Source organism: Micromonospora sp. DT229 (assembly GCF_049844505.1).
Classification (GTDB): domain Bacteria; phylum Actinomycetota; class Actinomycetes; order Mycobacteriales; family Micromonosporaceae; genus Micromonospora.
In genome coordinates, this window is the sequence record NZ_JBNCLD010000004.1 from 180,163 (window position 1) to 192,023 (window position 11,861).

Below are 11,861 nucleotides of genomic sequence, written 5' to 3' on the forward strand. Positions count from 1 at the left end.
CGCACCCGTCCCGGCTAGAGCATGATTCAGGGAGCCCACCCGCAGCGGGCACGACCCGGACCAGGGGTGGCCCCGCGACAGCGGTGCACCGGCCGGGATGCATGCCCCCTGCGCGCACCCCGGCCGGTCGGACCACCGTCCCGGTCTGACGTGATCCCCGCGGTGCCCGCCCGAGCAGGCGGTACGCCGCGGTCCTGGACGGGCCCGCAGGCCCGTCGACCGGTCTCAGCCGGTTCGTCGTACGAGTGCGCCGGTCGGGTGCCGCCCGGTGACCGTGGCGGTCGGCGTCGTGAACGACGATCCGGTGTACGTGGTGCCCGGGCGAGCCACCGCAGCGGGTGCCCGGCTGTTGCCGGGCCCGGTGACCGCCAGGGCGGTGGCGATCGCGGCCTGGGCGTCCCGGCGTCGCCGGTTCCAGGCTCCACGGTCACCGTCGAAGTAGCCCTGCCGGTAGCCGAAGCGGTAACCGATCCGGTAGCTGAGCTGCCCGTGCAGTCGCCCGGCGGCGTAGCTCGTCGCGGCGAGCACGAGCACCAGGAAGATCGCGAGGAAAGGACTCATCCGGCGGCTCCGGTACCTCGCACGTTGTTCATCGTTCCTCCGGCTCGACAGTCGTCGGGTCGATCACCAGCAGCCGGTCGAGGTCGTCCGTACCGACCTCCTCCACCAGCTCGACGGTGATCCGGCAGCCGTCCAGGATCACCTCGGCCACCGAGGACCGCCGGATCTCGCCACCGGCGTCATAGACCCGGACGCTGAGCTCCGGGCAGCCGAGGTGGGTCCGCCAGGCGTCCCACTCGGCCCGGTCGCCGACGCTGAGCGAGAGGTAGCGACATCCCTGGGCCAGGTAGAGGCGCCAGGGTGCGCTCAGCCCTGCGGCGACACCCTCCGCGACCAGACCGAAGGCCTGGGCACGGGTCGCGAGTTCGGTCACCACACCTCCCACGCAACGGACGCGTGACGCAGGCGAGCACCATTCGTCTCATGCACGTGACACACCGTAGGTTGTCCCATGGGCGTGACAGTATCAGCTTTTCGCATGTTTGCCTCGGCACCTACGTACATCTATCCTGCCCAGGTGAGACCCCTCAGGAGCAGTGATTGGCCGCAGTACGACCACCCACCGCCAGCGTCACGCAAGCGTGACAGTAGCGCGCCGCAGTCCCCCACCCAGACTCAACGGTCGTACGGTCGCGAGGTGACCGAGACCACCAACGCCCGGAAGATCGCCTTTGCCACCTTCGTCCGTCGTGCCCTGGAGGAGGCGCGTGCCACCCGGGCGTGGAGCGGCACCGAGGTCTCCCGGCGCACCGGGGTCTCCCGACAGACGATCAACCGCTGGGTACGCGGCGACTGGGCCAGCGACCCGGAGGCCCAGCGGGTGGTGGCGTTCTGCGACGGTCTCGGTCTCGACCCGGCAGCGGCCTTCGCGACACTCGGTTGGGACCGGACCGCCTCCCGGCACCGGGCCGACCCGACGCCCCCGCCGATGGATCCGGACGTCGAGGCCCTGCTGCGTCGCCTGGTCGACCCCGAGGTGTCGGATGCGGAGAAGTTCCACATCCGAGAAACAATCCGTTACCTCGCATACCGTCCCACTCTGCCGCCTGCCGGGCGAAAACGGGAAGAAGCGGCCAGCTAGTTCCTCAGATGGCGAAAGAACAGCAGGTCAGGCTCATTCGTTTCGCTACGGGGCGGGAACGGGCGCGCTAGCGTCCGTATCTGTACTGCTTGGGCTCGTCGTCGGCGGGGGGACGGGACAAGGCCGAACCCAGCCCTGCGGGACAGAAGGAGGGTCTTTCATGACCCTGAAATGGTCGGCAGTCGTGGTCGCGACAATCTCGGTGACACTCTGCGTCACCGGTAACGCAGTGACCCTGGCCCTCAACGGCGGGCAGCTTCCCCTGCTCGTCAACCTCTTCGCGCTCGCCGCCGCGAGCACCGCGATCGTCCTGGCCGTGCTGGCGGAGCTGCACGAGCGGCTCAACGACCGGGTCACCGCGCTCACCGAATTCCTGGTCGAGCGGCTGCGGGAGATCGAGGCGCACACCGGCGACCGCAACGCCGGATTCGTGGAGGGCTACCTGCTCAGTCACGGTCAGGATGCGGCCGTGGTGCCCTTCGGACGCCGAGGACGAGGAGCCGCCGAACGCTGAGCGCAAGGGCCGAACGAGCTCACTCGGGCCAGGATTCATCGCCGAAACCCGGGGTACGCTGTCGCGCGTGCCACCGTTGAATCTGGGCGACCAGCAGCCAAAGATCCCGTTGAATGCCGACCAGGCCTGGCGGGCCACCGCCGATCGGGCGGCCGACACAGTTCTCTTCTTCGACTTCGACGGCACCCTGGCGCCGGTCGCCGACGACCCCACGAAGGTGCAGCCGGCGCCGAAGGTGCTGGCCGCGATCGAGGCGCTGGCCCCGGTGGTGCGGCGGATCGCGATCGTCTCCGCCCGGCCGGTCGAGTTCCTGCGGGAGCACTTCGACGGGCTGCCCGGCGTGGACCTCTACGGCCTGTACGGGTTGGAGCACAGCCACTCCGGCGGCGAGATCGTCACCGAGCCGGCCGCCCTGCCGTTCGTGCCCACCATGAGCGAGCTGGCCGAGCAGGCCCGGGCCGAACTTCCCGCCCAGGCTCTGGTGGAGTACAAGCGGCTGTCGGTGGCCCTGCACTGGCGTACCGCACCTCAGCTGGCGGAGACGGTCGAGCAGTGGGGTCGGGCCCAGGCCGAGCGGCTGGGGCTGCGGGTGCAGATCGGGCGGATGGTGCTGGAGATCAAGCCCCCGGTCGACCGGGACAAGGGCATGGTCATCGACGAACTGGTGCAGGATGCCGGCGGGGCCTGGTACTTCGGCGACGACGTCTCCGACATCAAGGCCTTCGCCGCGTTGCGGGCCCGCGCCGCCGCGGACGCCGACTTCCTGGGGGTCTGCGTCGCCGTGGCCAACCCGGAGACCGGTGCCGAGGTGGCCGAGGCCGCCGACCTGACCATCGACTCCCCGGCCGCCCTGGGCGACTTCCTCACCGAGGCCACCCACCACTTGACCTGACGCCGGACGACCCCGGCGGTCAGCTTCCGAAACGCCGCTGGCGGGTGGCGTACGAGCGCAGCGCGCGGAGGAAGTCGACCCGCCGGAAGTCCGGCCAGTTGAGTTCGCAGAAGTAGAACTCCGAGTGCGCCGACTGCCACAGCATGAAGCCGGACAGCCGCTGCTCCCCACTGGTACGGATGATCAGATCCGGGTCCGGCAGACCACGGGTGTAGAGGTGCTCCGAGATGTCGTCGACATCGAGCGAGCCGGCCAGATCCTCCAGGGTGCCGCCGTTGGCCGCGTGCTCCAGCAGCAGCGAGCGGACCGCGTCGGCGATCTCCCGGCGTCCGCCGTACCCGACCGCGATGTTGACCTGGGCACCGCCGCTGCGGTCCCGGGTCCGCTCCTCGGCGGCCTTGAGCGCCTCGGCGTGGTGTGCCGGCAGCACGTCCAGAGCGCCCACCATCCGCAGCCGCCAGGGGTTGCCCTCCTCGGCCAGCTCGGTGGTCAGATCCTCGATGATCTGAAGCAGCGGATTCAGTTCCGCCGCCGGGCGGGAGAGGTTGTCGGTGGAGAGCAGCCAGAGGGTCACGTGCCCGACGCCGGCCGCGTCACACCACCGCAGCAACTCCTTGATCCGCTCGGCACCCCTGCGGTGCCCGTCGTTCGGATCCAGGAAGCCCATCTCCCGGGCCCACCTGCGGTTACCGTCGCACATCACCCCGACATGACGGGGCACCGGACAGCCCGCGAGCTTGGCCGTCAGCCGCCGCTCGTAGACGGAGTAGAGAAGTTTCCGCAGAGTCATCACTTGCAGAGTAGCGAGCCCTCGCGCCGGTGGGCGGGCCGGTGGCCGATACCGCACGCAGGCGGCGAAGGGCGGTCGAATGCCCCAGGTCAGGATGAAGGTGCGGCGGTGGCGGCGCGGCGTACCCCGTAGAGGGCCAGCGCCGCCGCGGCGACCAGTGGGGTGCCGTCGCGGATCAGGCCATCCACACCGAGTAACCACCAGCACAGCGGAAGGTCCACGGCCAGGACGGCCAGAGTGATCACCACCAGCAGGGTGCCCGCCCACCGACTGCCGCGCATCAGGAACGCGGTGCAGAACAGCACCAGGTAGCTGGTGGCGATCCCCGCCGCCAGCCAGAACAGCACCGCAGGCAGGGCGAAGGGTCGACCGTCGAGGATCGCCGCCCCCGCCACCAGGGCCGGTACGAGCATCAGTGGGCTGTAGGTGAAGGCGGCCACCCGGCTGGTCAGCAGCCAGGCGTTGGCCTCCGGTCTGCGGGGTGGGGTCTCCCGCCAGGAGATGCCGGACCGGTCGATGACCAGGCGGGGCCGGTGCCGCACCAGATGCTCCGCGATGGCCGGGGAGCGGTACAGCATCCAGACCACCGTGGCGCACAGCAGGGTGAGCAGGGCGAAGCCGAGCAGGCCGGGCAGCGGCGGCACGCCGTGCCGGGGCACGATCAGGCGACCCACCGCGAAGACCGTGGTGACGGCGAGGATCAGGCCGAGCGGACGGGCCACCGTACGCCCTCGGCGAACGTGACCGATCAGCAGCAGGAAGCCGAACGACCGCAGCATCGCCCAACCGGTACGCACCGCGAGCCCGAAGCCCTGCTCCGGGGCGTACCACCAGTTGAGCACCTCGACCACGACGGTGGCCAGGGCGGTCATGGTGAGCAGCACGGTCATGGCCCGGACGGCGGACGGCCGCCGGACCTCGGTCTCGGCGGCCGTCCTCATGGGATCCGATGATGCCTCGAATCCCGCCTCGATCACACCCCGCGCGGCTGCTCCGCGTCGAGTCGGGCCCGCAGGGCGTCCAACTCCGCCCAGAGGACCCCGGGCAGCTTGTCACCGAACTTCTCGAACCACTCGGTGACCATCGGCAGCTCGTTGCGCCACTCGTCCGGGTCGACCTTGAGCGCGATCCGGACATCCTCCGGAGTCATGTCCAGGCCCTCGACGTCCAGGGAGTCCAGGGTCGGGACCATGCCGATCGGGGTCTCGACGGCCTCCGCCCGACCCTCGATCCGCTCGATGACCCACTTGAGGACGCGGGAGTTCTCCCCGAATCCGGGCCACAGGAAGCTGCCCTCGGGGTCCTTGCGGAACCAGTTGACGTAGTAGACCTTGGGCAGCTTCGACTCGTCGCCGTCGGTGCCCTTGCCCATCTCGATCCAGTGCCGGAAGTAGTCGCCGCCGTGGTAGCCGATGAACGGCAGCATGGCCATCGGGTCCCGGCGGACCACACCTACCGCACCGGAGGCGGCGGCGGTGGTCTCCGAGGACAGGGTGGCGCCCATGTAGACACCGTGCACCCAGTCCCGGGCCTCGGTCACCAGCGGTACGGTGTCCCGCCGCCGGCCACCGAACAGGATCGCGTCGATCGGCACCCCGTTGGGGTCGTAGTAGTCCTCGGCCAGGATCGGGCACTGGGTGATCGGGGTGCAGAACCGGCTGTTGGCGTGCGAGGAGAGGCTGTCGCTGTCCGGCGTCCAGTCGTCGCCCTTCCAGTCGATCAGGTGCGCCGGCGGCTCACCCATCCCCTCCCACCAGATGTCGCCGTCGTCGGTCAGGGCGACGTTGGTGAAGATGGAGTTGCCCTTGTCCAGGGTCCGCATGGCGTTGGCGTTGGTCTTCCAGTCCGTACCGGGTGCCACGCCGAACAGGCCGTACTCCGGGTTGACCGCGTACAGCCGGCCGTCCGGGCCGAACCGCATCCAGGCGATGTCGTCGCCGATGGTCTCGACCTTCCAGCCCGGGATGGTCGGCTCCAGCATGGCCAGGTTGGTCTTGCCGCAGGCCGAGGGGAAGGCCCCGGCGATGTGGTAGACCTTGCCCTCCGGCGAGGTGATCTTGAGGATCAGCATGTGCTCGGCGAGCCAGCCCTCGTCGCGGCCCATCACGCTGGCGATCCGCAGCGAGTAGCACTTCTTGCCGAGCAGCGAGTTACCGCCGTAGCCGGAGCCGAAGGACCAGATCTCCCGGGTCTCCGGGAAGTGCGAGATGTACTTGGTCTCGTTGCAGGGCCAGGCCACGTCCTGCTGGCCCGGCGCCAGCGGGGCGCCGATCGAGTGCAGGGCCTGCACGAAATCCGCGTCGTCGCCCATCGCGTCGAGGATCTTCGCACCCATCCGGGTCATGATCCGCATCGACGCGACAACATATGGACTGTCGGTGATCTCCACGCCGAACATGGGCTTCTCGGCCTCGACCGGACCCATCACGAACGGGATGACATACATCGTCCGACCGCGCATCGAGCCGCGGTACAGATCCGTCATCGTCCGCTTCATCTCGGCCGGCGCCATCCAGTTGTTGGTGGGGCCGGCGTCCGCTTCGTCCACCGAGCAGATGAATGTCCGCTCCTCGACGCGGGCGACATCGGTCGGATCGGTCCGAGCGTAGAACGAGTTGGGTTTCTTCTCGGGATTGAGCCGGATGAGGGTACCGGCCTCGACCAGTTCATCGGTGAGGCGGCGCCACTCCTGATCGGACCCGTCCACCCAGACCACCTGGTCAGGGGTGGTCAGCTCAGCGACCTCACGGACCCAGGCGAGCAATTTGGGGTGGGACGTCGGGGCCTGATCGATACCCCGAACAGTGGCCGGAGCAACCATGACACATCTCCTTGTGGTCGACGCTGACCTGTCTATGGGATGCACGAGTCTTGGCGCGCGTTGTGCGTCGCCTTCGTGGAAACCTGGGATTGGGCTCAGCGTAAACCGAGGGACCTCCCCAGTCAGTGGGACTGGTTGTGAAGAACTGCACAAGGCACGGGCGCGCTGCCGCTTCACGGCCCTTTACCCGCTTTCGCGCGCAGTTTCACGCAAATCTTGCGGCCGACCTCTATCCGCTGCACCCGACGGCGGCGTTTTGTCACCTGCTGGGAGGTAGGGCAATTCAACTCCGGATCGCACAAGTCCGGTTACGCTCCGTTGACACCCGAGCCCACCGCCGCGCCGACGGATACCGGAAGCGGTCGATCCACGTCTGGGGGGTCACAAACCGGTACGCTCGCACGGTGGCCGCCACGATGACCGGGGAGCCAGGCTCCCGGCAGACCCGCCCAGGTCTGATCCACTCCCTGCGCGACCGTTTCGGTCACCTGGTCCGCGAGATGAGCAAGTTCGCGACCGTCGGCGGAGTGGCCTTCATCGTCGACTTCGCCCTGTTCAACTACCTGATCGGCCCTGCCGGGGTGGAACAGATCACAGCGAAGACGATCGCCACGGTGATCGCCGCCACCTTGGCCTTCCTGGGCAACCGCTTCTGGACCTGGCGGCACCGCAAGCGCTCCCACCCGGCGCGCGAGTACGCCCTGTTCTTCTTCTTCAACACGGTGGGTCTGGGCATCGCGGTGGCCTGCCTGGCTCTCAGCCGGTACGGCCTGGGCAGCATCTGGCCGCAGGTCTTCCAGACCCGGCTGGCCGACAACATCGCCAGCTTCGTCGTGGGCACCGGCCTGGGGACCCTGTTCCGATTCTGGTCATACCGACGGTTCGTCTTCGTGGATCCGGGAACCCCTGTCGACACGGAAGTGAATCGGGACCGCGGGGCGTGACCTGCCGCCCACCCGTCCAGCCGGAGCCTGCCGGCCCCAGCCCACTGCCCTAAGGTGTTACGCATGCCTCTTGTCCGTCTGCTGCCTGAGCGCTGGCAGAAGTTCATCCATGAGGCGCTCAAATTCGGCCTGGTCGGTGGCGTCAACACCGCAATCAATTACGCGGTGTTCAACGCCCTGGCACTCACCGTTTTCGTCGATGGTCAGCTGAAAGCGACAGTGGTCGCCACAGTGGTGGCGACCATCACGTCGTATCTGATGAATCGGCACTGGACGTACCGAGATCGCCCGAAATCCGCCATGCAGCGGGAATACGCCCTGTTCTTCCTTTTCAACGGGGTGGGCCTGCTGATCGAACTCGGGGTCCTGGCCGCCGCCAAGTACGGGCTGGGCATGACGAGCCTGCTGGCGCTGAATGTCGCCAAGACCGGTGGTGTGGTGTTGGCGACCCTGTTCCGCTTCTGGTCGTACCGCACCTTCGTGTTCCAGTCCGCGCCCGCCGAGCCGAAGCAGGCCTGGCAGGGTCTGCCGCGCGACGAGTGGGACACCATGGCCGGGATGGATCCGGTGGCCGAACTCGCCGAGTCCGTCACCGAGCTGGAGGAAGAGGAACCACCGGCCCGGCGGCCTTCCGGCCTCACGCCTCGGCCGCTTCAGCCTCGCGCCGCCGCCCTGAGCAGCGAGGACGAGCTCACCGCCGCGCTGGACAAGGAGCTGGAGGCCGAACTGGCCACCGAACTGGCGCCGGCCCCGGCCCACCGCCGCTTTCGGCGTCGCTGATCCCGTACCAACGCAGAACGCCCGCCGATACCGGCGGGCGTTCTTCATGTCATGAGACACCCTGGGCCGGTGTCATGCGGCCCAGGGCCGGGCCGCGCGCTACTCGCCTACCCCGGTCGGGTTCAGAGGCCGGGACGGTTGTCACGTTCGGCGAGGATCTCACGCAACTCCCCGTCGCCCAACGAGTGCTTGTCGTGGAACGCCTCGACCAACTCGTAGAGCTTGGTCTGGACCCGGTCGACCTTCGGCACATCGGGCAGCACCGACTGGCCCCGCTCACCGGCCGATTCGATGGTGAGGGTGCCGTAGCCCAGCAGACGCCCGACGAACTGCTGGTTCATCGAGTGGTCGTTGACCCGGCTGAGCGGAATGTCCCGCCGCTCCCGGGAGAACACCCCGTGCTGGAGCACCACCCGCTCATTGGTGAACAGATAGTGCGTGGTGCGCCAGACGATGTACGGCCACAGTCCCAGCACCAGTACGGCCAGCACCGCCAGCCCGCCGATCACGGCGAGAGTGACGGATCCACCTCCGCCGGAGGGTAGAAAGATCAAACCGACCACCACCGCGGCGATGGCGAGCACCAGCACCGCCACCGGCCGGATCAGGGCCTTCCAGTGCGGACGCAGATGCAGCACGACGTGCTCGTCCTCGGTGAGCACGTCTTCGGGGAACGCCACGGATACCTCCTCGCAGAACCGGACGCGCAGACGTTAACCCCCCACGCCCCCTCCCCCACATCCACCACGCGGCCACCCTCCCCACCCCTTTCCCCGCGATCTTGCACTTTCGGTCGCCCTTTCGCCCCGTTACTCCCCATTCATCCCGACCAAAACTGCAAGATCGACGCGCAGGGGCGGGGGCGGGGGCGGCGCGCAGGGGCGGGGGTGGGGGCGGCGCGCAGGGCGGGGTGGGGTGGGGTGGGGTGGGGGTTTAGCGGAGGTGGAGGAGGTCGGCGGCGGGGAGGGAGTGGGTGGTGGGGGTGGGGTGGGGGGTGGTGAGGAGGAGGTGGCCTTCGCCGGTGATGGTGGTGGCGGTGCCGGTGAGGGTGGTGCCGTCCGGGAGGACGGCGCGGACCTCGCGGCCGACCGTGGCGCACACCTTCAGGTACGCCTCGCGCAGGCCGCTGGCGCCCGCGTCGCCGTCGGCGTCCCGCCAGCGGGCGTACCAGTCGGCCAGCGAACGCAGCAGGGCCCGCAGCAGTGGGTCCCGGTCGGTGGCCGCCGCGCCGGCCAGTTGCAGCGAGGTGGCCGGCAGGCCGGTCGGATTCTCCGGCAGCTCATCGGCCCGCAGGGTGACATTCAGCCCGATGCCGAGCACGACCGCAGGCGGGTCACCCAGGGTCGGACCGGGCACCGCCTCGGCGAGGATGCCGGCGCACTTGGCTTCGTCGACCAGCAGATCATTGGGCCACTTCAGGCCGGCCTCCAGCTCGGCCAGCCGACCGACCGCCTCCACCAGCGCCACTCCGGCCAGCAACGGCAGCCAGCCGTACCCCGCCGGTGGTGCGGGCCGCCAGCCACGGTCCGGCACGGCCTCCCCGGGCCGCAGCAGCACACTCGTCGCGATGCCGGCCCGAGGCGGCGACTGCCAGGTCCGTCCGCGCCGCCCTCGCCCGGCGGTCTGCTGCTCGGCGACCACGACCAGCCCCTCCGGCTCGCCGCGCCGGGCCGCCTCGGCGACATCGGCGTTCGTCGAGCCGGTCTCGGTGTGCAGTTCCAAGCGCGCCCATGGGCCGTACGGCGTGACCAACGCCCGGCGCAGCCGCGCCGCCGACAGGGGCGGACGATCCAGATCGATGTACGGCGAGCCCGGCATCCCACCAGCGTACGGACTACCCCTCCTGCCGCACGCCGCTGACCTGAACCATCGTTATATTCCCAGGGTGACTACCGAGACCGGGAGCAATCTGCACAGCACCGCCGGCAAGCTGGCGGACCTGGCCCGACGGGTCGACGAGGCGGTGCACGCCGGGTCGGCCCGAGCGGTGGAGAAGCAACACGCCAGGGGTAAGAAGACCGCCCGTGAGCGGATCGAACTCCTACTCGACGAGGGCTCCTTCGTCGAGCTGGACGAGTTCGCCCGGCACCGGTCCACCAACTTCGGCCTGGACCGCACCCGACCCTACGGCGACGGGGTGATCACCGGCTACGGCACCGTCGACGGCCGGCAGGTCTGCGTGTTCGCCCAGGACTTCACGGTCTTCGGCGGCTCCCTGGGCGAGGTCTTCGGCGAGAAGATCGTCAAGGTGATGGACCTCGCCATGAAGATCGGCTGCCCGGTCATCGGCATCAACGACTCCGGTGGGGCCCGCATCCAGGAGGGTGTCGTCTCCCTCGGCCTCTACGGCGAGATCTTCTTCCGCAACGTACGGGCCAGCGGAGTAATCCCGCAGATCTCGCTGATCATGGGCCCGTGCGCGGGTGGTGCGGTCTACTCCCCAGCGGTCACCGACTTCACCGTGATGGTCGACCAGACCTCGCACATGTTCATCACCGGTCCCGACGTCATCAAGACGGTCACCGGTGAGGACGTCGGCATGGAGGAGCTGGGTGGGGCCCGCACCCACAACAGCCGCAGCGGCAACGCGCACTACCTCGCCACCGACGAGGAGGACGCGATCGACTACGTCAAGGCCCTGCTGTCCCACCTGCCGTCGAACAATCTCGACGAGCCGCCGGTCTTCCCGGTCGAGGCGGAGCTGAGCGTCACCGACGCCGACCGGGAACTGGACACCCTGATCCCCGACTCGGCCAACCAGCCGTACGACATGCACCGGGTGATCGAGCATGTGCTCGACGACGGTGAGTTCGTGGAGGTCCAGCCGCTCTTTGCGCAGAACATCGTGGTCGGCTTCGGCCGGGTGGAGGGTCGACCGGTCGGTGTGGTGGCCAACCAGCCGATGCATTTCGCCGGCACCCTGGACATCGCGGCCAGCGAGAAGGCGGCCCGCTTCGTGCGTACCTGCGACGCCTTCAACATCCCGGTGCTGACCTTCGTGGACGTGCCCGGCTTCCTGCCCGGCACCGGCCAGGAGTGGGACGGCATCATCCGCCGCGGCGCCAAGCTCATCTACGCGTACGCCGAGGCCACCGTGCCGAAGGTCACCGTGATCACCCGCAAGGCGTACGGCGGGGCGTACGACGTGATGGGCTCCAAGCACCTGGGGGCCGATCTCAACTTCGCCTGGCCGACCGCCCAGATCGCGGTGATGGGCGCCCAGGGGGCGGTGAACATCCTCTACCGCCAGGAGTTGGCCGCCGCCGAGGACCCGGCCGCCGTTCGCGCCGAGAAGATCGCCGAGTACGAGGACACCCTGGCCAACCCGTACGTCGCCGCCGAACGCGGGTACGTCGACGCGGTGATCGCGCCGCACCAGACCCGTACTCAGATCATCCGGGGACTGCGGGTGCTGCGTACCAAGCGGGAGACCCTGCCGCCGAAGAAGCACGGCAACATCCCACTCTGACCGGCGGTC

13 protein-coding genes are annotated in these 11,861 nt (G+C 69.0%); 6 read left to right on the top strand and 7 right to left on the bottom strand.

Translation table 11 applies throughout. The features are described from left to right. Nucleotides 1–225 precede the first annotated feature (225 nt). Both ACLQ2T_RS08230 and ACLQ2T_RS08235 read right to left on the bottom strand, forming a co-directional pair. Entirely contained in the window at nucleotides 226–561 is a 336-nt protein-coding gene (locus ACLQ2T_RS08230) for a hypothetical protein (RefSeq protein WP_425765385.1), read from the bottom strand. Nucleotides 562–589: 28 nt separating this feature from the next. Further along, complete coding sequence (locus ACLQ2T_RS08235; protein ID WP_425765386.1) at nucleotides 590–934, bottom strand: hypothetical protein; 345 nt, start codon at nucleotides 932–934, stop codon at nucleotides 590–592. 264 nt (nucleotides 935–1,198) lie between these two features. On the opposite strand from ACLQ2T_RS08235, the gene ACLQ2T_RS08240 reads away from it, so the two are divergent. From ACLQ2T_RS08240 to otsB, 3 genes are all read left to right on the top strand, one after another. Then, nucleotides 1,199–1,642 carry a helix-turn-helix domain-containing protein gene (locus ACLQ2T_RS08240; RefSeq protein ID WP_425765387.1) on the top strand — a complete coding sequence of 148 codons (444 nt, stop codon included), beginning with the start codon at nucleotides 1,199–1,201 and terminating at the stop codon, nucleotides 1,640–1,642. A gap of 160 nt (nucleotides 1,643–1,802) precedes the next feature. Continuing rightward, on the top strand, nucleotides 1,803–2,156 hold the full coding sequence (locus tag ACLQ2T_RS08245; RefSeq protein WP_425765388.1) for a hypothetical protein: 354 nt from the start codon (nucleotides 1,803–1,805) through the stop codon (nucleotides 2,154–2,156). Between the two features lie 67 nt (nucleotides 2,157–2,223). Then, the gene (gene otsB, locus ACLQ2T_RS08250; protein WP_425765389.1) at nucleotides 2,224–3,048 is read left to right on the top strand and encodes a trehalose-phosphatase; all 825 of its coding nucleotides are present in this window, start codon (nucleotides 2,224–2,226) and stop codon (nucleotides 3,046–3,048) included. Nucleotides 3,049–3,067: 19 nt separating this feature from the next. Here otsB and ACLQ2T_RS08255 read toward each other — a convergent pair whose 3' ends face one another. From ACLQ2T_RS08255 to ACLQ2T_RS08265, 3 genes are all read right to left on the bottom strand, one after another. Beyond that, complete coding sequence (locus tag ACLQ2T_RS08255; RefSeq protein ID WP_425765390.1) at nucleotides 3,068–3,838, bottom strand: isoprenyl transferase; 771 nt, start codon at nucleotides 3,836–3,838, stop codon at nucleotides 3,068–3,070. A gap of 89 nt (nucleotides 3,839–3,927) precedes the next feature. Continuing rightward, nucleotides 3,928–4,779: a hypothetical protein gene (locus tag ACLQ2T_RS08260; protein ID WP_425765391.1), complete on the bottom strand. Its 852-nt coding sequence runs from the start codon at nucleotides 4,777–4,779 to the stop codon at nucleotides 3,928–3,930. Nucleotides 4,780–4,811: 32 nt separating this feature from the next. Next, nucleotides 4,812–6,659 carry a phosphoenolpyruvate carboxykinase (GTP) gene (locus ACLQ2T_RS08265; protein WP_425765392.1) on the bottom strand — a complete coding sequence of 616 codons (1,848 nt, stop codon included), beginning with the start codon at nucleotides 6,657–6,659 and terminating at the stop codon, nucleotides 4,812–4,814. 416 nt (nucleotides 6,660–7,075) lie between these two features. Here ACLQ2T_RS08265 and ACLQ2T_RS08270 point away from each other — a divergent pair, with 416 nt between their 5' ends. Both ACLQ2T_RS08270 and ACLQ2T_RS08275 read left to right on the top strand, forming a co-directional pair. Further along, nucleotides 7,076–7,603 (top strand): GtrA family protein, encoded by a 528-nt coding sequence (locus ACLQ2T_RS08270; RefSeq protein WP_425765592.1) that lies wholly within the window; start codon nucleotides 7,076–7,078, stop codon nucleotides 7,601–7,603. A gap of 63 nt (nucleotides 7,604–7,666) precedes the next feature. Beyond that, nucleotides 7,667–8,383 (top strand): GtrA family protein, encoded by a 717-nt coding sequence (locus tag ACLQ2T_RS08275; protein ID WP_425765393.1) that lies wholly within the window; start codon nucleotides 7,667–7,669, stop codon nucleotides 8,381–8,383. Between the two features lie 122 nt (nucleotides 8,384–8,505). Here the strand turns inward: ACLQ2T_RS08275 and ACLQ2T_RS08280 are convergent, their stop codons facing one another. Beyond that, complete coding sequence (locus tag ACLQ2T_RS08280) at nucleotides 8,506–9,063, bottom strand: PH domain-containing protein (RefSeq protein WP_425765394.1); 558 nt, start codon at nucleotides 9,061–9,063, stop codon at nucleotides 8,506–8,508. 253 nt (nucleotides 9,064–9,316) lie between these two features. Further along, a complete protein-coding gene (locus ACLQ2T_RS08285; protein ID WP_425765395.1) occupies nucleotides 9,317–10,201 on the bottom strand; it encodes a biotin--[acetyl-CoA-carboxylase] ligase in 885 nt (294 codons plus the stop codon). Between the two features lie 67 nt (nucleotides 10,202–10,268). Here ACLQ2T_RS08285 and ACLQ2T_RS08290 point away from each other — a divergent pair, with 67 nt between their 5' ends. Further along, nucleotides 10,269–11,852, top strand: a complete 1,584-nt coding sequence (locus tag ACLQ2T_RS08290) for an acyl-CoA carboxylase subunit beta (protein WP_425765396.1) — start codon at nucleotides 10,269–10,271, stop codon at nucleotides 11,850–11,852. Nucleotides 11,853–11,861: the final 9 nt, after the last annotated feature.